The organism is Gimesia algae (assembly GCF_007746795.1).
GTDB lineage: Bacteria > Planctomycetota > Planctomycetia > Planctomycetales > Planctomycetaceae > Gimesia > Gimesia algae.
In genome coordinates, this window is record NZ_CP036343.1 from 2,499,682 (window position 1) to 2,524,116 (window position 24,435).

The window sequence follows — 24,435 nt, forward strand, 5'->3', positions numbered from 1 at the left end:
GTCAGGACAACAGTTAATGTTATCACCCGATTCCCCTCAATCGATCAAAAATCTGACACCACCGGCAGCCCCTGATCTGGATCAGATCGCTGACGAATTTATTGCTAATATTCGTCAGGGCGAAAAACCGGAAATCTCTGATTATGCAGACCGTTATCCCGATCTGGCCAGGGAAATCGAAGAAATCTTTCCCGCGATAGTTGCCTTGGAAGGTGGAAAACATGCCGCTCAGGCACAGGGAAAAGTCTCACTGGGTGCCAGTGCACCAGAACAACTTGGGGATTTTAAGATTGTCCGGGAAATCGGTCGCGGTGGCATGGGTGTCGTTTACGAAGCAATACAGGAATCGCTCAATCGTCGTGTCGCATTAAAACTGCTGCCACGACATTCGTTGCTCGATAACAAACAATTGAAACGATTTCGCAGAGAGGCAGAACTGACCGCGTCCCTGCATCACACGAATATTGTTCCGGTATTCGGTGTGGGTGAAAACGGAAACTTCCACTACTATGTGATGCAGTTGATAGAAGGTGTGGGGCTGGATGAACTGACACAGAAAATCGTCGCTACCGCTGTGGACAGTCATGTTAAAGTAAAAAAAATGAAACCGGTTTCTGAAACAGAGACCGGTAGTGATACTGTCTATACTCCCTTTGAACCTGGTGACGAAAATCGATCCGACGATCAACCTGCTGCAGAACACCTTCATTCGGCAGAATTTGAAAAGTTTGTCAATTCGCCTTACAAGATTGCGACATTAGGAATTCAAGCGGCAAATGCCCTGCAATATGCACACGACCGGGGTATTCTGCATCGCGACATTAAACCAGGTAACCTGCTCCTCGACCGCGAAGGGCTATTATGTATCACAGACTTTGGACTGGCACGTGCCGCCGAACAGAGCGACGTCAGTAAGTCAACCGATATCGTGGGAACGCTGGGATATATGGCTCCGGAAATGTTTCGGGGAGAGACCTGCCGACAGAGTGATATCTATGGACTGGGAATCACGCTCTATGAGCTTTTAACGAAACGTTATGCCATTGAAAGGACCAGCCGGCATGCCATGATTGAACAAATCACTCATGGCACGATCACCTCTCTGAGGCGAATCAATCCGCGCATTCCACGCGATCTGGAAACCATCATCCTTAAAGCCATTACTCCCGATACGAAACACAGATATCAGTCAGCCAGTGAACTTGGAGAAGACCTGAACCGGTTTCTGGAAAATCGTCCTATCCGGGCAAAGCGCATATCGCCAATCGAATATCTGTGGCGTTGGAGCTGCCGCAATCCTGCAGTCGCGTCTCTGTCAGGACTTGCATTAATGTTGATGCTGGCTCTGGGAATTTCCATGGCTGTGGGATTTGACAGGGAACGGCGGGAACGAAAGCGGGCAGAATCATCTGCCCAACTGGCGACAAATGCCCTGGATCGTGTCTTTGACCGCTTTGTCCCCTCAAGATTGCATACACCAGAGATTTCCGGTGCCGGAGACGGCTATGCGGAGCCGGTGCTCTCACGTGAATCAGCAGACCTGCTGGCAGGCATGGTTCAGTTCTATACGAAGCTGGCGGAATCAACTGGTGAGCAGGAGGAGTTTCAAAACAAAGCTGCGAACGCACAACGTAAAGTGGGAGATATTCATCGCCGACTGGGAGATTTCAATTCTGCTCTGACAGCTTATCAGAAATCACTCAATCTTTATCAGCAGAATACTGGTGAATCGAATGCGTTGACCATCGCTACCTTATATAATGAAATCGGTCGCATTTACCGCTACCTAAGTCAACACAGTGAAGCCACTGAAGCACATGGGCGTGCAGAAAAACTGCTGCAGGCAAATCTTGCTTCTGACCTGAAGCAGGCAGATCTTCAGTTTGAACTGGCACGGACTTTTTTCCTGAAAGCCATTCAGTTTCATCCGGATCAACTAGGGAACATGACCTCTGACATACGCTTGCAGTCTCCATCCGGCAGATTCGTCCCGTCAGAGGAAGAACGCACACAACTTCAGCAAGCCATTGAAATTCTGGAAGCTTTGATTGAGTCAGATCAGACCAATCCGGAATATCGCTATTTACTCGCGCTTTGCCTGCAGGAACAGCTTCCCGCCGATTATGTACGCTCTCCAGGTGAAAAAGGCAAACAGGCCCGCGCTTTTGAGATTCTGGAAACGCTGGTTCAAGAGCACCCCCATGTTGCAGACTATCGTCAGGCTATCGTGAAATCGTTTGGACGTCTCGATATCCGTCGTTTAAATCCGGCAGAAATCGATGAATCTGTCATCGAGCGCCTGGAAAAAGCGATCCAGCATGCCAGCCGCCTGGTCTCAGATTATCCCACAATTCCAGAATATAAGATTTCCCTGATTCACGCACATAACAAGCTGGCACATGGTCTGGATAAAATGACCACGCAACAAGGGGGCTCAAACGAAATTCGGACACGCCACGATACCGCCGAACTCTCCCTCCGTACCGCCCTCCGATTGCAGAAAGAACTTATTATTCAGTTCCCGGAGGCACCAGAACACCGAATCTGGAAAGCCAAGTTTGAAAACGGACTGGCTGAGATTCTGTATAAAAAAGGAAGTGAAACCGAAGCCATCAGCCTGCTGGAAAGCGCAATTAAAACGTTGCAGGCTGAACTAAAAACAGATCCAGACTCATACAATATCCATAGCGTTCTCTTAGGTTCAATGGAAGAACTTGCCCGAATCTACCACCATGTCGGCAATGAAGTTGACAGTTGGCTGATGTGGGATAAATACGATCAACTCATGGGAGAATATAAACGGAAATTTCCTAACGCCGTTCATCGCATGTCAAATGAACATCCCCCGCCGCCACATGGAGGCCCGCGACCTCAGCATGGCAGGCGTCCTCCCCGGGGACCAGACAGACCTGGTCCTCCCCGGTTTAACAATCGTTGACTCATTTCAAATCAGTCGAATAGACGCACCGATTTTACTTTTCCTGAAGTCGGGTCATTTCCCACAACCATTCGATTCTGAATTCATACGAGATTTGACCGCACGGCTGTTCAGAAAACGGACCAGAGAGACACTCAGTTCATCGGCCGACTGATAGCGGTTCTGCTTTGATCGATCAAGGCAGCCGATAATGATATTTTCCAGCGCAGCTGGAATCTCTCTGTTGATTTCGCGTGGACGTGTATAACTCCCGCTGAGAATTTGCTCGACGAGAGCGTTGGAACTCTTGTCCTTAAATATCGGAGAGAGCGTAGCAAGTTCATAAAGAACACATCCCAGGGAATAGAGATCGCTGCGTTCATCCACATCACCCTGGATACGTTCTGGAGGCTGATTCAATAGAGACTGAACCCTCTGCTGCCTGAATGTTCCTTCCAGATGTTGTGGTAAACAGAAACCTGTCAGCCAGCAGTGTCCATCCTGGTTCAGAATAAAATTGCCCGGTCTCAAATCACAATGCAATGTGCCACGGCTATGAGCAAATCGCAGTGCATTGGCTGCTTGCAATCCCAACGTGGCAATCGACCGCCAATAATTCTGCCTGAATACTTCCAGCACTTGAGGAAGTTGTTCCTCAAACAGATAACCGACCTGCGGTTCAAATTGATCCTGGTATACAGTTCCTGTTTGCTTCTGCGTCAGACCTCGCAGAACCTGATCCAGACTGATTCCTGGAACCAGTTGCATGACTGCATAAGCATAACCCTGAGCTGCCTCAGTGCTCTCAACTGAAATAATATTCGGATGCCTGAGTCGAAAGACCAGACAGGCTTCACGAAGAAAACGCTCATGTAGACGAAGAGAACATTCAGACTTCCAGGGTAAAAGTCTGACAGCGACCTTTCGTTTGTGTGGGCCTTGCACAGCGGCATAGAGGATTGAAGTACGGTTGCGGCTGATTTCTTTCAATATGCGACAGTTCCCTAACTGGGAAATCATGAAATCAGCGGGAATCTGTTTCCTCAACCTGGTGAATTCCTGATTCGTTTTCCACTCTTCCATCGCAATCAGGACAGGGAAACTTTCACGAATTTCGTCAGCATATTCCGGACAGGCGTTTGCATATGCTTCAATAGATGGATTCAGCCAGCGGCGATGCTCTTCTACAAACCGGGAGGCCAGAACCTCTAGTGTCATTCGCTCGGAAGTGGCTTCCGGTCGATCGATAATCCCAGATGATGTTTCAGAATGCATGTTGCCCCCTCAAGGAATTCTGAAGTCAGCTGGATTGTGCCCGGTTCACCATCGTAACTTTAACTTTCTTCCCCTTACAACAGTCTCGTAGTGCTGTCATCTTCATTGACAACAGCGTTCTCAGGGACAGTTACTCTTCAGATCAACCGGATCATCTTGGAACGAAAGCGAATAACAACAGTTTCAGCAGATCGGATAACACAGATACCTGAGCTGGCTTCAAGTGGCCCCATCTGGTTTCATCAGCAAGACTTACGATCTACAATCGCTGGAAGGCTGGTAATAATCAAACGGGCCCGCATCTCTATAACGAAAGTGCTTTCAGGTAAGCTACCGGCATTTTTATTGATTTTTAATAAAGGGATGCCAGTGAACGATTCAACACAAGACAGCAGACTGCGATCCATTCAGATACGCCTTACTGCATCTCCAGTTCTTTGTACTGGGCTTTTTGATTCAGGATCGTTCCCCACACGCGATTAGAAGCCTGATGTCGTGAGGGACCGAAATTAATAATCGGGCCGATCCCCAGATCCAATCCGTTAATCTGTTCAAGGGCGTTGATCAGATTTTCTGTGGTCAGGGCTTTGCCGGATTGTTCCAGACCTTTTAAGCCTTCCACCAGACATTCAGCCGCAATGAACCCTTCCAGAGAAACAAAACCCGGCTTGGAAAGGGGGTAGAACTTTTTCATGGCATTACGATACCGTAATACTCCCGTGGCATTCGAAAGGTAGTAGGGTACGACCTGAGTCACAATCACTCCTTCCGCATATTGAGACCCCATTTCTTTAAACTGCTGGGCCAGCAGATCACTTCCCACAAAAGACACAGCCGCAGTCTGAATATTCAGATTACGATCTTTGAGCTTCTGTACCATTAACGCTGCCGGCTTATAAGTTGCCACCATAATTAACGCTTCGATGCGATCCTGATTCTGTTCAATCTGTTTGAAAGCGTCTGAGATTTGCGTTGTGTTCCGTTCATAACCAACTCTGAAAATATTTTCCGGTTGGATTTTGTATTTTTCCAGGGCTTTCGCCACACCTGCAAAACCATCATCCCCAAAGGAATCATTTTGAGCAAATACCGCAATTTTTTCGGGAGCAATCCGCTTCTTCTCAACAAAATAATTGACCATCGCTGCAGTTTCATCGGCATAACTGGCGCGAAGATTAAATACATAGCGGTCGGGTGGATCGCGTCGTAAACTTTGGGCACCACTGAAAGGTGCAAAGAACAGATATTGATGTTCATTCGCATAAGGCACCGTTATTTGAGCAGTCGGTGTGCCCACATTGCCAATTACCGCAAACACCTTATCTTTTTCAAACAATGCGTGCATATTCTCCAGCGCCTGGTCTGGTTCATATCCATCATCTTTCACAACCAACTCAATCTGACGGCCACCAATACCGCCCGCTTCGTTGATCGATTTAAAACAGGCTTGCATCCCCATGACCATATTGGTCCCCAGTTCCTTATTGGCACCGGTCATGGCAGTTGAAGTCGCCAGGATGATTTTATCATTGGTGATTCCCTGGGCGGCGGGTCCCACCTGCTGTTTCGGAGAAGACGGTTCAGTCGCTTTCCGGGGATGATTATTGTTCCAGAAATAGTATGGAACCAGAGTCAGCAACAGAAAGGTCACCAGAAAAATGACTGTTTTAAAAACGGTCCCGTGCCAGGAAGCAGCTGTCGAGGCTGGTACCGGATCTCGTTCCAGTTCTTCCCTGCTCAATATTTTTGTATCACCATATTTTTCTGCACTCGCCGTGATTGCCTTCAGGTCCTGCAACATTTCTTTGGCAGACTGATAGCGGTCTTCCGGTTTTTTGGCCATCGACTTACTGACGATGGCAGCACATTTATCAGGGATGCTGGAATTCACCTCGCGGGGATCGAGAATGTCCGCATGGCAATGGGCATACATGATCTGCACAATGCTGCCAGCATCTTCATAAGGATGCTCTCCTGTCAGCAAAGTGTAATATGTCGCCCCCAGAGAGTAGATATCGCTTCGCATGTCGACTGGCTTGGACTCGCATTGCTCGGGACTCATAAAGTAAGGCGTCCCGATCAGCTGGCCATCCTGCGTCAACTGCATCGATTGTTGAATAATTCGTTTCGCCAGACCAAAATCAGCGACTTTGATCGTGCCATGAGCGGACTGCAACAGATTTCCCGGCTTAATATCACGGTGGACCAGACCGGATGCATGGGCCACCATCAAGCCCTCACAGGCATCTGCGATAATGCGGGACGCTTCCAGAGGAGAATAAGGACCGATCGACTCCAGATGATCATCAGTACTGCCACCCGTCATCAGTTCCATCACGATGTAATGGACGTCTCCTTCCTGGTTGATTTCATGAATCGAAACCACGTGAGGATGTGTTAAGCGACCGGCGGCTTTGGCCTCTGCCAGAAACCGATCCAGCATCATCTTGTCTGAAGCCAGTTCGGCAGGCAACAGTTTGATGGCCACGTCACGCTCGATCGTTGTATCATGCGCCTGATAAACAACCCCCATCCCCCCCTGCCCCAGGAGACCGGTGATCGTATATTTGCCCAGCTTCTTCCCGATCCAGGCGGCCGCTTTCTCTGCGGAAGGCCCTTCCAGATGAGGCGCGGATTTACCGGTGATACTGTCACCGCCAATCATGGTTTTGTCAATTTCGTTGATGTTGATCGGCGGAATTTCATCGACCGTTTCTTCCTGCTCAGGATCGACGGGGGGAAATTCATCGACAGTTTCTTCACCATCTACGGGATCTTGATAACCTTTTTCCGACACGGGTCAGTTCCCAGATTTCGATTTTCTCAATCGAGTAATATTTCAGCCCTGGAATACAGGTTTCCAGTCAGGCATCTCTCATACGACTGAAATATACATTTCAATCAACGACCTGTGTTCTATTGAACACATAATAAAGGCCATATTAGTGAGGCTTTTATTGATATACAAAATCATCGTTCATAAAAATATTTACGCAATCGTTTTTTTTCAAACTCGCCTGAATATTCATGAAAATTAAATGAGAACAGGGAATGTTCGCTCTCATCTCTTGTATCTACCTCCAATAACGGCAGAACGTTGGAGTTGACACCTGTTATTCAACAATTATTTCGGGAACCAGCAGAGTTTTCTCTGCACGGGAAACAGGGATTTTGGAAACTGAAGAAACAGAATAACCGTTACAGAAGACTGCCTGCGAGACACAAGCTGGAGCAAATTCACAGCTAATAGATGGTATTCTGCTTGAGATGCCTCAGTCATTACTTATTGACTGGCAACCCGGAGCCGGACTGTTTTGAGATCCAGAAGCGCTTTATTAATTTTACCATCGCTGCGGACCGTCAGACGCGTTTTGCCACTGGGAACATTGAGCGTCCCGAGTTTGCGGTTCTGATAAACATCCCAGCTGCCCGTTGCGGCGACGGACCAGATCAGTCTCTGACCGGCGACTTCCAGCTGCATGAGATTACCGGCGACTCCCTGTGGACAGGCATATTCCAGGTAGACATCATATTTGCCGGACTTTGGAACCTCCATCGTCCAGACGGCGCGGTCGTTTTCACTCTGCCAGTACCCCAGATTCTTATATTTGTTTTCAAACTTCAGCGTTTGACCATAAATCTCAGCAAGTTGAGGAGTCAGAAAATAATCTCCTCTGAGTGCTTCCGCTTCCACGACAGCAGGTTCATTGCCGTTAAACGTTTTGCGGGGTAATTCGGTTGCGTTCAGATAGGCAATCACATCTGCCAGATCCTGCGGAGACATGTCTTTTTCCAATCCTTCCGGCATCAGTGATTTTCCGGTACTGAGCAGTTCTTCCAGATCGTTGCGTAACAGCGTTTTTGATTTACCATCATTTTGAATCAGTGTAATACTTTCCCCACTCTCCGATGCAAGCAGACCGTTATAGGTCAGTCCGTTGACCGTGACTGCCAGATAGCTCACATATTTATTTTCAATCGCCCGGTTGGGATCCAGTATCGCGGTGATAAGCGCTCTGTGTGACTTATCAGTAAGCGCCGACAAATCCGGACCGATTGGTTTTCCTTCCTGATTCAGTTGATGACACACGGAGCAGCGTTTGACAAAGGTCTGATGTCCCGACTCTGCATTTCCTTTGAGATCCAGCACCGTTGAATACTCTTCCACAACTTTCAAGCGATTGGAATTCAAGGATGAAGACAGTAGCTGTTCTGCCCGCTTTTGAATCTGACTGTCTTTACTGCTCAGCAGGAGCTGGCGACTTGAAGCATCTATTTCAGCAGGAAGAATGGTTTTCTGTTCCAGCGCAGCCAAGACGGATTGGCTCCAGGCACTGCGACTCAGCAGAGCGTTCAAGACTTCCGCTCGTAAGCCGGGACCAAAGCTCCTCCAGCGTTCGAGTAAAATCTCTGGCGTCTGTGAATTGCCGAATTGCGTCAATGCAGAGACAGAGGCACTCTGTAGTTCACGTGAATTTCGAGGGGAAAGCAGACCTGCCAGCAGTTCAAAATCCTCATCGCGGTGTGTAAAACCGCGACCGAGCAGCTGGATTACCTGCTGGCGCTGTTGCACAGAAGCAGTTTCATCCGCAGCGATAGTTCTTGCCTCAGCAAACAGGGGTTTCAGTTGATCAAGTACCTTCTGCCATTGTTGATTGGATTTCTGATAAAACTGTGCAAGAGACTGATTCCGACGCCCCAGCGACTGGAGTAGAGTGGAGATGGCCTGAAACTGCCACGGCTCAAATGATTTCCCGGCAGATCGCTTCCCGACGATTTCATAGATTCGCGCTAACGTCTTCTGATCATTCTCAGCAACAGCCATCGCAACCAGAGCATTAAAGCACTGTGCAGGAGGCTGTTTCCCCTTTAATTCCTGAAAGAGCGCGGTGGTGAAGGAATCCAGGTGGGAACCAGCCGAACTCAAAATCGCAGTCCGCAAATAAACATCCCGATCATGCGGTAATACCAGTCGTGCCAAAGCGACTCCCGCTTCCTCTGAGTTCCATTCCCCCAGTGAATAGGCAAGTTGCATTTGCACCTGAGGATCGGAACCGTTGACCATGCTCAGTAACTTTGAGCCGATTTTCGGTGTATCATTCACGAAGCGTTCACCAATACGAATTGCATGTCGACGTACTCCCGGATGGGGGTCAGCCAAAGCGGCGAGTACTTCTTCCGCGGTAACCTGACCTAACCCGTCCAGCGCACACAATGCATGCAAACGGGCCGTCGCTGCTTTGCCGTTTGATACCATCTTCTTCAGATCTGGTACAGCAGATTTCTGTTTCCTGGTGACGAGCCATTGATGGGCCATGTCGCGTTGTGTGCCATTAGGACTTTCCAGCAGCTGAACCAGCTTGGAATCCGTCATCTGATCCAGTCGTGGAATAGAACGCAGGGTCGTTTCATCTTTCACGATCCGATAAATTCTCCCCTGCTCTTTCCCGGCACGCAGATCCAGTTTTTCCTGCATTTTCTGCGGAATCCACTGCGGGTGTTCAATCACATGACGATACATGTCTGCCACCCAGATCGCCCCATCAGGGCCGGTGCGTGCCATCGTGGGGCGAAACCAGTTATCGGTCGAAGCCATGAACTCAGAATCCTGTTCATTTTCTGCCCGCTGGCTGGTGAACGTCGTCCCTTTAGCAGAAACGATTTCACGATGCACCAGATTATGAACGGGTTCACAGATAAACGAATTCCCGACAAAATCGGGTCCCAGTAATTCATCCCGATAGAAACAGAGACCACAGGCCGAGGTAATGCGATTGACTTTATTGAAATCATTAAAACGCACCTGCGTCCGACTGATAGGAAAAATAGTAGCAGCGCCGGGTCTGACCGAAACCTGGACCTTGGCATCCGGTGCAATCAGACTTTTATTGCGGCGGAGATAGTGATCTGCCAATGCATAATGAAACGCGGGATTACTGTTGTTGCTGCCAAACCAGTTGCCCCAGTCATCCCGTTCCCGGCCAAACTGAGTCTGTCCTGACTGCGGATCCATTAATCCCGAGTCCGGTCTGATGCGCAAATCACGACGACCAAACGTCAGCTTCTCACCCGTTTTTACCGAAACCAGATTGCCGCCGGAATCACCATTCGCCAGATAGATCCAGTTATCCAGCCCCCAACGCAGTCCGTTAACGCGATGCTGCTGGTTCCCTTCACCAAAGCCGGAATAGAGCGATTCGCGCAGATCCGCTTTCCCATCTCCGTCTGTATCTTCCGCATAAAATACTTCGGGAGCCGTCGTCACAATCGCTCCCTTACGCCAGGACATGATACCTGTAGGATAGCCCAACCCCTCTAAAAACAGAGTCGATTTGTCATACTTGCCATCACCATCGGTGTCTTCCAGATAGCGGACACTCCCGGCGAATTCCCCGGTTTCATCGACACCCAGTGGATAGTCGGCCATTTCCGTGACCCAGAGTTTTCCATCTGGCCCCCAGTCAAAAGCCACCGGATCCTGGACCAGAGGCTCAGCAGCAACCAGCTCCACATGAAAACCAGGTTTGACTTGAATACTTTTCAGCGCTGCCGAAGGTGACTTGGGCCGAGGTCCCTGTAACTCCATCAATTCTTCATACGATTTACCGGCGACAAGATGCTTCAGCTTGGCTGTATCTTCATTTTGAACCCAGAGATGTTTTGAGTGGAACCAGGCACCGTTATTTGTACCATTCCGAGAAATTGCGGGGACTTCATCAGCCTCACTTCTCTGCTTGTTAAACAACTGACTCCAGCCCTCTTCAAGTGATTTAAACAGATGCAGCGAATAACGGCTCTCATTGGAAAAGAGCGCATCCTCGTAGCCATCCTCATTAATATCCACAAACCGCAATCCGGCATCACGGCCTTTACCATCAACCAGGAATGCCTCTTGCGGCAGCGACCAGGGAAGCCGCTGCCATTGGGAATTCTTCTCAGACCATGTAAAGACAGCCTGCTGCTGTGGATTAGAAATGATCAACTCGCACTGACCATCATGGTTCAAATCACGCAGGCGGAATCCCAGATCGATACCTTCCTTCTGAATAAACAATGACTCTTCTGCTGAGGGTAAACCGGCCAGGAGCATTTTATCTTCGATCCAGCTGTTGCCGTCGAAACGCCATGCATTAGATTCATCAGCGGTCAGCGTGAACAGCACCACCTGATGATTCAAGATCCCAAAGCGGCTGCGAATGGATTGTGTGCCGTCGGTAGCAGGCTGAGTAACCAGTTGCGTCGGGAATTCACTTTCGACCCAGTTATTTTGAGCCGGATTCCAGATTCGGGTTTTCTGCACGCTCCGATTGCCGATGACGACATCCATAAAACCGTCACTGTTCAAGTCTAAGAGACGCACTCCATTATCAGCCCCCTGCTGATTTCGCAGGGGTTGACCGGCCAGCAGGTTCTCGTTCATGCGATCCAGCACTTCACGAAATGAGAGAAACTGCACCGCGGCTCCATGTTTCACTGTCGCATGATCGATCAACTTGATGACCTGCTCATTACTGATCCAACCATGCGGATGAAAGACCAGATTGAACGTTCCCTGCTTGACAACCGTCGCATCAAGCACGGCTGTCCAGTCACGCACCGTCAGTGGGTTCATCGGTTTCTGGCGATGCTGGGCTGACCAGTCACTGGGAGTCACGCAGGAAAATTCCCAGCACAGCCGCGAAATCGGGTAGGGATAGGGATAGTCAAATATCGTATTCACAAAACCCCGATCAACGGGAACATACTTCTCAATGCGTCCCTGACCATCCGGATCGACAACATACTCTTTCGGCAGTTCCGGATCTTTGTCAGTGAAAACTTGAAATACCGAAGTATCGATCTGCAGGAAGTTTCCTTTCGGAGACTGGCTGTTGAAGATCTCGGTAAAAAAGCGGGGACTGACGGTATTCAGTGAATCACAACAGGGCATCCGATACGCCACGGGCTGACTGTGAGGGATCTCGTTCAACAGATCAACGCAGCGTTCCACCGTCCCTTTGGCTTTTTCAAAATCGCGATCTTTCAAAAGTGGACAGGGATGATCATAGGTGTGCACCTCAATGCTGACCCCCTCTTGAATCCATTTCTGGAGATGGGGATCTTCTGGATTCACGCGACAGGTCATGATACTGACGCCCGCGTTACCGTTGATTTCTTTGAGTCGCTCCAGAATCGGTCGTAAATAGGTTTCGTACTTCTGAACATCGCGCATGTCATCGATGGCAAGCACACAGACCGCTTTGACGGAAGGATCTCCATACCACTGCGGAGTCGTCAGCTTGGGAAAATGCTGCGAAACGTAATAAGGATCATCCTGATCCAGGTAAACCAGACGGTTACCTGTTTCGACTGTCTTCTCTGCTGCCCTGAGCGAGGAAGTCAGAAAAACGACAAAGCCCACTATCAGAATCGTGATCCTTCGGATCCGATTCCGGTTTGAACGGGCGGATTGAAAAACATCTGTGACTGACAGAAGCATCTGCAATTCTCCGGTATATTGTAGATTACCATACTCACTAAAGAGTCTGGGGGCCGATGAGTTTTCAGGAAACGCTCTTCTTTTCAGTCTGGCTGTCCGGTTACGGCATGTCAACCGAACAAACCCATTATTGTATACAATTCCACCCAATCCTGCATTAACCCTGAATTCTATTGCGGTTTCATGAAAACTAATTCCGTGCCAATTATTAACCTATTTTCATAAAAATCTGCTAAAATGGATGAAAACGAAACCATTAAATAAGAATTGCAATATTGTTCACAATTATGCAGAATAGGTTAATCACGCACATACCAGAAAATCACCCCGTCTGAAATGAGCCAGGAAACATCATGCCCCAGATCGAGTCAACAGCGAGCCAGAGTCAGGACATCGTCGAGCAATTACGGATGGAGATAATTACGGGACGCTTTGAAGAAGGCATGCCGTTAAGAGAAGTCAGTTTAGCAGAACGGTTCCAGGTCAGCCGGGCTCCCATTCGCGAGGCGCTCAAGCAACTGTCTCACGAAGGGATGGTCGAATCCAAACCGAACTGTGGCATGCGCGTGGCCCCTGCTTCTTCTGAATCCATGCAGGAACTGGTAATCCCACTCCGGCAGACAGTGGAATCGTTTGCTTTAAAGTCCATCTTCACCGATTTGTCAGCAGAGGATTTTCTTGAGTGGGATGAACTACTTGATGAAATGAGAGCCGCCTGCGAATCCAGGAACTATAGTCAACTCACAGAACTCGATATCAAGTTTCATCAGTCGATTGTTGCGAAATCACCTGAGCAGGGACTGATGTCGATCTGGGTCACACTCGTCTCCCGACTGCGTCGGCATTTCCTGGCAGGATTCCAGAAACCCAATGACCCGATGAAAATCTACTACGAGCATGTCGCGATTGTCGCCATGTTTCGAACCGGCAAACTGGAACCCTCGCTGCAGGCTCTGATTTCCAATATCGATTAAAAAAGAACTCCCGCAGTTACCAGACAAGAAGTAACTACGGGAGCCCCGATTTACAGCTTAGTGATTTACAGTGAGGACAGTTCTGTATAAGCATGATCCAGAGCATTTCTCAGTCGCCATGCCTGTTGAGAAACACAGTTCATCTGCTGCGACTCATTCAGTGCATGTTTCATGTTCATGCGAATTGCAGTCGGCATGCTGTCCATACTTTTCAAAATATCATGCATCGTGTTCTGATAGAGCTTAGTGGATGCGTGATGGTCCCCACAATTATACAGGTTTGCTCCACGTGCCACCGCATGCTTGATCTTCTCGCGGGCTTCTAAAGCGCTGTACTTCTTGTCATCCGGAGGCATGATCACAGTATCTATTACATGAATCACACCGTTGGAAGCATCAAGATCGGTGACCAGAAGCTTGGCGTTGTTGACTTTGGCAACCCCATCCACCACTTTGATCATGACTGGTTTACCCTGCAGTGTTTTCGCTTTCCCTGCTTTTAATGCATCTTCCGAGTAAACACGCCCTGCGACGACATGATACTTCAATATCGCAGCCAGTTTGTCTTTGTTCTCTGGCTTCAACAGGGAGGCAATCGTTCCTTCCGGCAGTTTTGCGAACGCATCATCGGTAGGAGCAAATACGGTAAATGGTCCCTGCTCAGATAGAACACCTGCCAGGCCTGCTGCCTTGGCTGCAGTAATTAAGGTTTGAAACTTTTCTGCTTCTACTGCTGTGGTAACAATATTTTTGTCACTGGGAAGAATTACTGAATCGATGACGTGAATGATCCCATTGGAGCACATGATATCAGTCGCTTCGACTGTTGCCCCATCAACCTTCACACTATCATCTCCAGCGGTGATATCAACTCGCTGGCCATTCAGCGTTTTCGCTCCCTTCAGTTTGATAACCTGTTTAGCGGGTACTTTACCTGCAATCACATGGTATTTCAGGATGGCGATCAGTTGATCTTTATTCTCCGGCTTCAATAATGTTTCGACGGTACCGGCTGGTAACTTTTTGAAGGCGGCATCAGTGGGAGCCAGTACGGTAAAAGGCCCCTTGCCCTGTAATGCACCAACAAGATCAGCTGCCCCCAAAGCGGCGGCAAGTGTTTTAAAAGATCCTGCTTCAACAGCAGTTTCCACGATATCTTTCTTTTCAGCGGCCTGAATCAGCGTGGCTGATAATGTGACAGCAAAAGCGGTGGCCACAGCCGCTGACTGCTTTAGCAAGCGATTCATCAAACAGACTCCTTGGGTGATGAGAAATAATTGACTCGGTTTCTGAGTTACTAATGTGAAACATGAGTGGCCACTACAGTTTCCAAGCTAATAATACCTTAGAACACGAAGGCTATTTGACAAGCAGCCGTTTGCAAAGAATTCTGAAATGCGCGAACCATGATCTGCATCGAGCATTTATCAGGGAACAGAGCAATCCTCAGAGAGATTATTTAATACAGGTGTTTCCAACCCGTTCTGCTGTAAATCCAGATCCAATTCAGATTGGTGGCAGCGTTTCCAATAGGATGCCAGGAGTGAACTGGTGACCGCACTCCAGGGACCGAAGACAGCAGAACCCAATGCAATAACCGGGTTTTTCAAAACATTAACCGCCAGGCCAGTCGCCATGCCCCCATTCTGAATCCCCACCTCAAAAGCCACGGTTCGACAGTCCTTGTGACTCAACTTCAGGCACCAGGCCGCCCAGTAGCCCAGTGTATAACCGGCTGCATTCTGACAGAGTGCTGCCGCAAATAATGCCAGTCCGACTGCAGCCAGTTCCTGCCTGGCAAGCGCGATCGTAATGGCAATGATGAGGCAGATCGAAAACATGGCAATCCCCGGAAGTATTTTTCCTAACCTGTTCATAAATCGGGGAGCAGTCTGATTCACAAACAAACCCAGCAGAACAGGAACCAGAACCATGAAGAGAATCGAACGCATCATCGGCAACACAGGGATCGGCACATACTGCCCTGCCCAGAACTCCATCAATAGTGGTGTCAGAAACGGAGAAAGCATTGTGGAGCAGGCCGTCATCGTGACAGATAAGGGAACATTGGCCCGGGCGATGTAGGCGATCACATTAGAAGTCACTCCTCCCGGGCACGATCCGATCAGAATCAGTCCGGCAGCAACTTCCGTGGGCAGTTGAAATAGAACCACAAAAATCCATGCCAGAAAAGGCATGATCGAAAACTGGCAAATCACACCGATCAAAACCGCGCGAGGCATTTTTAATACTCGACGAAAATCGGCAAACGAAAGCGACACGCCCATCCCGAACATAATCACCTGCACCAGCGGCACAATTGCCTGACGTGGTTCCCAGCCCCCGTGATTCCAGTCATATAGCCAGGGAAAATAATAGCCACTGACAGCAAACAGGAGCACCCAGAGAGTAAATGGAATTTGTATCAGGCGGAATAATTTCTGTTTCACGAAGCCAGTCCCTTCTTCCAGCTGAAACTGGTCCAGTCACTATTCTGCGTTACCATCTGTAGCCGTTGAGCCAACCTGTAGAGATGTGATTGGTAGAATCGACAAGCCACAGTCTTCTTTCCCGATCGAGTACACGACATACAGCTTGCCATCATACTCATGAGCATAAGGATAAGACCATTGCTTACCTTTCGCGAGCCCTTTGAAGCGCGGGGCCTCCGATTTTCCATGGCGAATTCTCCACATCTGGCTGAGCGTGGATTCGCCTGGCTTGCTGACGGAAATCACCAGCGTATCTCTGTTCTTCAGATTGGATACGAGATACTGCTGCCCGGTACTAAGTGTTCCCAGGTACGCCTTGGCACGCGGCATGGGCAAATTGGCAGGCCGTGCGCTGGACCAGCTGCGGCCATTGTCCTGACTGATGGAAACCCAGGCCGTTCCACCGCCCCCTCGAATAATCGCCCGCACATTCTTCCCGTCAACAGCGACGGTGGTTTCTGCAAAAGAGGGTGAAAGCTCAGGAGGGAAGGGAATCAGAACTGTATCCCAATGCAAAAGATCATCACCATGGCTGATGGCAACGACAGGCAGTCCATCCTGATCCTGTCCGCCGGTAATCAGATTCCCATCGGGCATGCGAACCGGTTCATCGTAAGGCCAGCAGTTCTGCATGACAATGCCCTTTGATTCCCAGCGATCATTTTTTTCATTGAGTACAAACGCCTCACCCCTCAGACCGGGAAATCGTTTTGCTGATTTACCAACTCCAAATCGACTGCAGATCGTCCATAACTTCCCCTGATGTTTCAGCAGAATGCCATGGCTGTGTCGGTCTGGTCCTTCAAATCCTGGCCCGATGACTTCCAACTCCGACCAGGTCTTGCCGCCATCTTCAGAACGCCTGCCCTGCAGCGTCTCATGCGGTCCATTCTCATTAGTCGGACTGTTGGCCCAGTTTGCATATAAGACACCATTATGAGCAATGATGGCGGCACCATGCAGAAATTTATAGCCATCTTTTTCAGCGCGATGAATTGTCTGATGGGTCATTTCCGGTACAAAAGGAATCTTTTCCAGATCAGCGGGAATGGGTGGTCCACTCCACAGAGCAATCGGCTCGGGCAAGGGTTCAACCTTACCAGGACTTGGCAGTTGAGCGCCCCCTTTGATTTCCAGATCGTCAATCAGATACCACGCATCCTGCGCCAGACGCGTCCCCGAAACCAGCGCGAGGCCCGCCAGATCAAGATCAGTGCGGTAGGCGTGCAGAGTTCCTGTGCGAGAAACAGGCAGGGTCAGCTCTCCCGGTTTCGATAACCAGAAATCAATGCCAGGTTGCTTAGCATCTACCAGGATACGCAGGCGATGCCAGATCGGATCTGTCGGATCTGTTGAGGGTTCCACGTCCTTTGAGATCACGCGCCACGAACGTGTGCGACCATCATACTGTTGCAGTTTGCCCTTTTGAATACACAGGTTCAACTGGCTGGCATCAGTGCCTTCCGGTGCGAAGGTCCACAGATTCAAAGAACGCCCGGCTCCGGGAGAAAATGCGAACGAAAGCTCAATCATTATTCTCTGTTGTGGCTGAGAAAACGGTCTGGTGATCGCCGTCAAACCTCCCGATTTCGAACGCACGCTTTTCAAGGCATGGTTCGATTCCTCTGCCCCCTGCGCGACGACTTTGACGTTGGGTGAAGTTTTCGGCAGAAAAACAGACCACCCCGCGGGAACCGCCCCGACCTGATCGGATTCAAATCCACTTAGATAGAGCAGATCTTCGGCTGCGAATGCCTGAAGCGGTAACAACTGCAAGATGAGCAGGACGAGCACAGGTTTCATATGAGGTTCTTTCAAAGTGAATTAGTTCGATTGAAGGTTTCCTGTATCTTACTCTAAATCAACCCCGCATTCAGTAACGCTTCCCGAATAGGACCTTTCTGGTCAATGGAAGTGACCGGCATCGGCGGACGGGGAATCCCCCCCTCGCGCCCCTGCAATTCCATGCAATAGCGGGTATTGGCAGGCAGGTTATCATCGAAAATGGCATTCCAGATGGGAAGCAGCTTTTCATGCAGTTCCAGCCCTTTTTTGTGATTGCCCGCCTGAACCGCGTCCCAGAGTTCGACACACAGAGTGGGTGCGGCAGTCAGTATCGCAGCGATAGAGCCTACCGCTCCCAGCGCGAAAGAAGGATACAGCAAGGCATCGACGGCCGACATGATCCGCGCACGATCTCCCGACATCAGTAGCAGGTCCGCCAGCAGTTTCATGTCACCTGCACTTTGCTTGACACCAATCACACCTTCTACTTCATCAATGATCCGAGTCAGTAATTCAGGAGAAAGATACGTCCAGGGTACAACATTATAAATCATGATTGGTAATTCAGTAGCAGCCGCAATTTCATCGAAATGCCGAACCATCGCATCATCATTCGGACGGAAAACATAATGCACGGGAGTGACTTGAAGCGCAGCAACCCCCAGGTCTCTGACTGCCCGCCCCCGCTCAATCACGGCAGCGGTGCTGTTAGCAATGATGCCGGTAATGACGGGCACGCGCCCCGCAGCAGTATCAATGACAACGGAAGTAATCAGACGTGTTTCTTCTGTTGACAGGGTATGCCCTTCTCCTGTACTGCCACAAACCGCCAGTCCGTGTACTTTGGCAGTCGCAATCAGATATTCCGTTTCTGTGCGTAAGGCTCCTTCATCGATCGAACCATCTGCTCGAAAGGGAGTGACCAGGGGAGGGATGATACCAAATAGCTCTTCGTACATTCGCGTGCTCTTTAATTAAAATGAAATGCCTGGGCGACAGGGAAATCCCCAAATCTGCAATCACAGACGTTGTGTTTCTTCGGGGATAATAAAATCGTAGGTTGTATTTTCTTGGGGCAGTGTCACACTTAATTTGACTGGAGCAAAGAGTGAATTATCTACATCAGCCGAAGCAGGTTGTGTTCCATCAGTAGCCATAATCAGAACCTGATGCGGTCCTCCGACATGCCCTTTTCCTTCACGAGTGTCAAACTGACCGTTTTTGATATCGGCTACACCGGCAGGCCCCTTGTTTCCCTGTTCGTTATCAGGCTGGAGTAAAATCCGTCCGAAAGGAATCGGCTCTCCCTTGAAATATGCGGTCCCGGTCAGAGTAAATCGCTCAGGTCCGTCTGCAGCCGATTGACAGCCTGACAACAAGAGCAGACTGCAGCTGGCTAAAGCGAGCTTCCACATCCATTGAACAGGCATGGCTATTGCAGCCCTCCCAGCGGAAGACCATCGGCCCGTTGGGCTAACTGGCGATAGACACTCAGATCTATATTTTCGCCAATAAAATGCACGGAACCATCTGCCAGCGCGAAGTGCGTGCCCCCCTGATGCCAGCTGCCAAAACAACGCGTGTGCGTCCCGACGACAGCACCGATCCCGGCGGGATGATTTGTATAAGGACCATCGGAAGGAAAATAATCAACCAGCGGGGCATTGATCGGGTCTGTTGCACTCGCGACCACATTCACATGACTGGAACCACCCGCATTTCGTGTACTGGAGGCCCAGGTAAAGTAAGTGCCATACGGTGAATTTTGCCCTACCGCAAACCACCAGCGGGATTCCCCCACCAGAAAAGTATTCGATGTACCATCGATGACATCCCGCATCTTGACATTGGAATTGATATACAACATGCCATTCTTGTAAAACAAACGACGATTACTGGCTGTTCCAGCCGTGCAGAAAGCCTGTGATTCACCACCGCCCCCCTGCACTCCTCGATAATTAGTATTCGGTTCACTGGTAGCAGCATTCGGGTCCGTCGGGCATTGGAATTTGGAATTCGGGCGAATCTGTTCCGATTCATTAGTATGTGCCGATTCGTTAGCGATCCCGGCAAAGGTGCCTTCAAAGTTAAAGTTATTGTAGCGGGGAACATCATCAAGAAACGGGAGAATCAAAATCGTCCAGGTCGCCCCGCGTCGAGCTGATCCCGCAGGCGGACAACTTGAGCTGGTCACTATCGACCCTGGTGGAAAACAGCGATGTGTCTCGTGATAGTTGTGTAAAGCCAGCCCGATCTGCTTCAGGCGGTTCTTACAATCAGATCGACGTGCTGCCTCGCGGGCCTGCTGGACCGCCGGAAGCAGCAAGGCGATCAAAATTGCAATAATGGCAATAACAACGAGTAGTTCAATCAGCGTAAATCCACGACATTTCCTGGACATGAGCGAGCGCCTTTATTAAAAGGAGAGTCCGTGCGATTCATTTAAAACACTGTATTATTTCAAGTCTTTCATTCTACGGGTGGTTATAGTCGATACAATATTGCATAGATGCAGCCCGGCGCGCGAATTCACATAGTTTTGGAAACGGGAAAGTATGGAAATGACTCAGAGCCCGATGAAATCGGTTACCGAACTCCGGGCGACGCTGGAAGGTTTTGCAGCGAGGTGTGCTGCGTTCCAGATCAAACAAGGCAGTGATCCTCAAGGCCTGCTCAAACAGTTTATCGATCTCAAACGGGCATCTGACGCCGGTAATTACCGGCGGTTTGCCACCGCAGATCGTCGGCTGCATCAAACGATCATTGAGCTGGCAGATGTCCCCGGCCTGAAATCATCCTGGCTGGCAGCATTTGAAGCGCAGAATACATTTCGGATTAAAACCCTCGAACAATGCTGGCCTGATCTCGCCGTCCTGTTTGAATCGCATCGTCCCCTGGTCGATGCGATCGCCGCCGGGCATCCCGAGGAAGCAGAAGAGGAAGCGCTGGCGCATCTGGATGCAGTCTGGTTTCGACTGGCTGATGCGACTGACGATCAGTCTCTCCCTCGCGATCCTCTCTCTCGCGCATGTGCATTTCTGGCATTCCATTTTCATGAACCGATTCGTCTGCCGGAGTTGGCTCAGAAAATTGCCTGCTGTAGCCCCGGTCATCTGGCAAGACTCTTTCGCGATAAACTCGGCTTGAGCTTCAGCGATTATCTGATTGAACTCCGTATGCAAAAGGCGGCCCAGCTGCTACAACGCTCTGACAAACCGATTCAGGAAATCGCCCGCCGTCTGGGATATGCCGATCCATCCCGATTCACCATTCATTTTCGGCGCCGGTTTGGACTGGGTCCCCGTGAATTCCGTGCCTGTTTCACTCGGATCATGAACTGAATTTATTCTACATCACCCGATCAAGCCGTTATTTAATCGAATTCAAATAGGCAAGCAGGTCGGCCATTTCCTGTTTGTTGATCTGTTTTTCCATTCCTTCAGGCATGAATGACAGACGCGAACTGATCAGCTCATCAATGTCGATCCGCAACACAGTATCACTCGTGCCATCCGCCCGGGCGATCGTAATGCTGTTCGCGTTTTCCTCTTTGATCAGACCCGTAATCGTTCTCCCCTGCGTGGTTACCAGCAGGTAGGTCACATACTGCGGCTTCACCTCCCGGTTGGGGTCCAGAATATTCAGCAACACGGCTTCCGTCCCCCGGTCTTTAATCGCTTTCAGGTCGGCTCCCAACTGTATGCCGACATTCTCCAGGCGATGACAGGCCGAGCACGATTTCTTGAAGACCAGCTTCCCGTTGGCAGCACTCCCCTTGAGTTTCAGAGAGGACTGATACTCTTTGATCACATCGGAACGCCCAGTCAATCGCTCATTATCAAACAGGGACTCTGCCATTTTCTTGACCGTTTTGTCCTGATTCGTCTTCAACAGTTGCACACGGTCAGGACCAATATCACCTGGATTGATATCGCCCGCCTTCACTGCCTCCAACAAACTGACCAGCCATGGCTTACGGGAAAAGAGCGTCTCGACGGCACTCATCCGTAATTGAGGACTCAGGCCAGGCCAGGCTTCAATCAGCAGTTCCGCCACGCGATTATCGTTGATCAGCCCCAGCGCCGTGATCGCTTTCTGGCGAACCGGCAGAGGCTGTTGCACGGAAAGCAATTCCTCAAAAACCGGTTGCGTCTCATCGAATGATCCGATACTTAAAGTCGGAATGGCTGCTACGCGTGTTTTCACCACTGCTTTACCATTCGTCGCCTGAGAGATCGCGGTCTGCATCATCCCTTTCAGCAGTTTCGCGATTTGATCACTGTTAGATTTCGCAACGACCTGTTTTGTCTCATTGGAGGCACGAGAGAGCAGATTACGGAACAGAATCTCCGCCAGCTTCTGATGCGATTCAGGCAGAACGGCAATCGAAACCAACAGGCTGCTTACACTCTCCTCATTTTTCTGAGCGCCAATCTGGACGGCTAAGTCAATCAGAAAAGGCTCAATCCGTTTGTCATCCAGTGACTTGGGGTTCGCTAACAGAATTTCAAAAACATCACCGGCTCCCTGATCCAGCGAACTCTGTACCGCCATCCGCATCCATTGATTGGCAGCATGACGCTCCAGCAGATCCGCCAGCGCTGCGTTGCGTGCCAACGATTCAAATGCCCCCAGCGAGAATGCAGCCTGATACTGCACTTCCAGTGAAGGATCTTTAGCCAGAGCAATCATCTGCTGTTGAATTGCTTTCGCGCCAGCAGACTGTTCGGCAATTTTTAAAGACTGCTTGCGGACCTGGAAACTTTCATCCTGCAGCCCTTTCAGTAATGTAGATTCATCTAATGATTTCAAAGCCTCCAGGGACCAGAGTGCCGTCGCCCGCGTAATCGGTTTTGAGGAGCCGGTCGCCAGCTGTTTCAGATTTGCGGCGATTGACGTATCCTGACGTTCATACAACAACCTTTGAGCCGTATCGCGCGTCCAGCCATTATCACTTTCCAGTAATTCAACCAGTTCCTGTAAACTAAGCTTCGTCAGATCGGCTTGCTGAGGCTGCTGAAATCCTTTCGGAACGATGCGATAGATTCGCCCCTTGTCCTGTCCCCCCACCGGATCCAGATGCTTGATCACTTCCTCTGGAATAAAAGGAGCACCTTCAATCAATTCACGATACATGTCTAAAACGTAAAGCGCGCCTTCAGGTCCATTCTCAAATTGAACCGGTCGGAACCAGACATCCGTCGAAGCCAGAAACTCCGCATCCTGGTCAGCACGCGGAGCCACCAGCGACAGTCCGTCCGGCTGAGGAGCTGCACGATAAACAAGATTGTTCGCCGGTTCGCCGACAAAAAGATTTCCCTGATATTCCGCAGGCCAGGCTCCCCCACGATAAACCGTGATCCCCGTCGCCGCGGTAAAGAAACCGGAAGGCTGACCTTTTTCATAGTCACCCCGCTCACTTGCTGCACGAATCCGGGACCGCAGCACACGCCACGGTTCCACTTGACTGATACGCAGCAGCTTCGTGAACTTCCCCCCCGGCGCAATCGAAACCGGAGCTGCCGGCGGTGCCAGGTAAGGATTACGGGCGATATATCGGTCATCGTACATCAGCACCTGCATCGGGATACTGTTGGCACAGACAAACTCACGGTTCCAGTTCCCCAGGCTCATGCCATGCTGTCCGCCGCCAGTCGTCAGTTCAATCGTGCGGGTTTCGGGGTCCAGAATCACGCCCCGCCCCTTGGTATTGTATGTTTTCTTGTTCTCATCAGCGGCGAGAGTCACATTACCGCCATCAATGCCTGTCGAGAAATGGATTTTGTTATCCAGCCCCCAGCGGAAGGAGTTAATCATTCCCTCATCGCCTTTATCGCGACCAAATCCTGTCATCACCACTTCACGCACATCAGCAATGCGGTCACCATCTGTGTCTTCACAGTAATACACATAAGGCGGTGCCCCGACAAAGACGCCCCCTTTGTAGCTGAAAACAGCGGTCGGTAATGTCATGTCAGACAGAAACGGGTAGCTCTTGTCGAATCGGCCATCGCCGTCGGTATCTTCCAGCAGTTTGACCGAACTGTAGCCCTCCTTATTCGCATCATTGTATTCCGGCATTTCCACAACGTACGCACGACCGCGGGCATCAAAGCACATCGCAACGGGATCGCGTACCAGAGGTTCTGCCGCCACCAGTTGAATCTCAAAATCAGGATGGATCTTGAATGACTCGACCGCCTCTTCCGGCGTGAGCGGCAGTATCCGAGGCATCTCCGCGGAATAATCGACCTTGGGTTTGGTCTCGGATTTATCTGCCGACTGAACGGTCAGCGTCAGTCCCGTCAACAGAATCGAAATGAGAGCGAATGCGAACACAGAAAGACGGAAACGCGAGGCAGCAATAGAGGCAGGCATGAATCAATCCTGTTGAAGGCTCAGGAGGCGGGAAAGGGACTTTATTTAAGATCCCTAATTTATAAGTTTTCTGCATTATAAAGCAGGGATCATAGCAAGTTGAAGCATGTGATGCAGAAACTGATCCATTTTCTA

The 24,435-nt window shown here is 49.9% G+C and carries 13 protein-coding genes; 3 read left to right on the forward strand and 10 right to left on the reverse strand.

Annotation, left to right across the window (positions count from 1 at the left end):
• Nucleotides 1-16: 16 nt before the first annotated feature.
• Complete coding sequence (locus Pan161_RS09100) at nt 17-2,938, forward strand: serine/threonine-protein kinase (protein WP_145226043.1); 2,922 nt, start codon at nt 17-19, stop codon at nt 2,936-2,938.
• 54 nt (nt 2,939-2,992) lie between these two features.
• Here the strand turns inward: Pan161_RS09100 and Pan161_RS09105 are convergent, their stop codons facing one another.
• From Pan161_RS09105 to Pan161_RS09115, 3 genes are all read right to left on the reverse strand, one after another.
• A complete protein-coding gene (locus tag Pan161_RS09105) occupies nt 2,993-4,192 on the reverse strand; it encodes a serine/threonine protein kinase (RefSeq protein ID WP_145226045.1) in 1,200 nt (399 codons plus the stop codon).
• A gap of 418 nt (nt 4,193-4,610) precedes the next feature.
• Nucleotides 4,611-6,989, reverse strand: coding sequence for an ABC transporter substrate-binding protein (locus Pan161_RS09110; protein WP_145226047.1), 2,379 nt, complete (start codon nt 6,987-6,989; stop codon nt 4,611-4,613).
• 486 nt (nt 6,990-7,475) lie between these two features.
• Complete coding sequence (locus Pan161_RS09115; RefSeq protein ID WP_145226049.1) at nt 7,476-12,671, reverse strand: PVC-type heme-binding CxxCH protein; 5,196 nt, start codon at nt 12,669-12,671, stop codon at nt 7,476-7,478.
• A gap of 353 nt (nt 12,672-13,024) precedes the next feature.
• Here Pan161_RS09115 and Pan161_RS09120 point away from each other — a divergent pair, with 353 nt between their 5' ends.
• Entirely contained in the window at nt 13,025-13,645 is a 621-nt protein-coding gene (locus Pan161_RS09120) for a GntR family transcriptional regulator (RefSeq protein WP_145226051.1), read from the forward strand.
• A 65-nt stretch (nt 13,646-13,710) separates the two neighbouring features.
• On the opposite strand, the gene Pan161_RS09125 is transcribed toward Pan161_RS09120, so the two are convergent.
• From Pan161_RS09125 to Pan161_RS09150, 6 genes are all read right to left on the reverse strand, one after another.
• Entirely contained in the window at nt 13,711-14,892 is a 1,182-nt protein-coding gene (locus Pan161_RS09125; RefSeq protein WP_145226053.1) for a fasciclin domain-containing protein, read from the reverse strand.
• A 180-nt stretch (nt 14,893-15,072) separates the two neighbouring features.
• Entirely contained in the window at nt 15,073-16,095 is a 1,023-nt protein-coding gene (locus tag Pan161_RS09130; RefSeq protein ID WP_197995793.1) for a bile acid:sodium symporter family protein, read from the reverse strand.
• Between the two features lie 39 nt (nt 16,096-16,134).
• A complete protein-coding gene (locus Pan161_RS09135) occupies nt 16,135-17,940 on the reverse strand; it encodes an exo-alpha-sialidase (protein ID WP_145226057.1) in 1,806 nt (601 codons plus the stop codon).
• A 53-nt stretch (nt 17,941-17,993) separates the two neighbouring features.
• Nucleotides 17,994-18,881: a dihydrodipicolinate synthase family protein gene (locus Pan161_RS09140; protein ID WP_145226059.1), complete on the reverse strand. Its 888-nt coding sequence runs from the start codon at nt 18,879-18,881 to the stop codon at nt 17,994-17,996.
• Nucleotides 18,882-18,941: 60 nt separating this feature from the next.
• Complete coding sequence (locus Pan161_RS09145; protein ID WP_145226060.1) at nt 18,942-19,352, reverse strand: hypothetical protein; 411 nt, start codon at nt 19,350-19,352, stop codon at nt 18,942-18,944.
• Between the two features lie 2 nt (nt 19,353-19,354).
• Nucleotides 19,355-20,323, reverse strand: a complete 969-nt coding sequence (locus Pan161_RS09150; protein WP_145226062.1) for a DUF1559 domain-containing protein — start codon at nt 20,321-20,323, stop codon at nt 19,355-19,357.
• Nucleotides 20,324-20,483: 160 nt separating this feature from the next.
• Here Pan161_RS09150 and Pan161_RS09155 point away from each other — a divergent pair, with 160 nt between their 5' ends.
• Complete coding sequence (locus Pan161_RS09155; protein WP_197995794.1) at nt 20,484-21,263, forward strand: helix-turn-helix transcriptional regulator; 780 nt, start codon at nt 20,484-20,486, stop codon at nt 21,261-21,263.
• Between the two features lie 28 nt (nt 21,264-21,291).
• Here the strand turns inward: Pan161_RS09155 and Pan161_RS09160 are convergent, their stop codons facing one another.
• On the reverse strand, nt 21,292-24,300 hold the full coding sequence (locus Pan161_RS09160; RefSeq protein ID WP_145226066.1) for a PVC-type heme-binding CxxCH protein: 3,009 nt from the start codon (nt 24,298-24,300) through the stop codon (nt 21,292-21,294).
• Between the last annotated feature and the right edge of the window lie 135 nt (nt 24,301-24,435).

Excerpts from the sequence above, each read along its gene's own strand:
- Pan161_RS09150 (WP_145226062.1), bottom strand. The coding sequence starts at position 20,323 with ATGTCCAGGAAATGTCGTGGATTTACGCTGATTGAACTACTCGTTGTT.
- Pan161_RS09115 (WP_145226049.1), bottom strand. The coding sequence starts at position 12,671 with ATGCTTCTGTCAGTCACAGATGTTTTTCAATCCGCCCGTTCAAACCGG.
- Pan161_RS09100 (WP_145226043.1), top strand. The coding sequence starts at position 17 with ATGTTATCACCCGATTCCCCTCAATCGATCAAAAATCTGACACCACCG.
- Pan161_RS09135 (WP_145226057.1), bottom strand. The coding sequence starts at position 17,940 with ATGAAACCTGTGCTCGTCCTGCTCATCTTGCAGTTGTTACCGCTTCAG.
- Pan161_RS09125 (WP_145226053.1), bottom strand. The coding sequence starts at position 14,892 with ATGAATCGCTTGCTAAAGCAGTCAGCGGCTGTGGCCACCGCTTTTGCT.
- Pan161_RS09160 (WP_145226066.1), bottom strand. The coding sequence starts at position 24,300 with ATGCCTGCCTCTATTGCTGCCTCGCGTTTCCGTCTTTCTGTGTTCGCA.
- Pan161_RS09155 (WP_197995794.1), top strand. The coding sequence starts at position 20,484 with ATGACTCAGAGCCCGATGAAATCGGTTACCGAACTCCGGGCGACGCTG.
- Pan161_RS09145 (WP_145226060.1), bottom strand. The coding sequence starts at position 19,352 with ATGCCTGTTCAATGGATGTGGAAGCTCGCTTTAGCCAGCTGCAGTCTG.
- Pan161_RS09120 (WP_145226051.1), top strand. The coding sequence starts at position 13,025 with ATGCCCCAGATCGAGTCAACAGCGAGCCAGAGTCAGGACATCGTCGAG.
- Pan161_RS09140 (WP_145226059.1), bottom strand. The coding sequence starts at position 18,881 with ATGTACGAAGAGCTATTTGGTATCATCCCTCCCCTGGTCACTCCCTTT.
- Pan161_RS09105 (WP_145226045.1), bottom strand. The coding sequence starts at position 4,192 with ATGCATTCTGAAACATCATCTGGGATTATCGATCGACCGGAAGCCACT.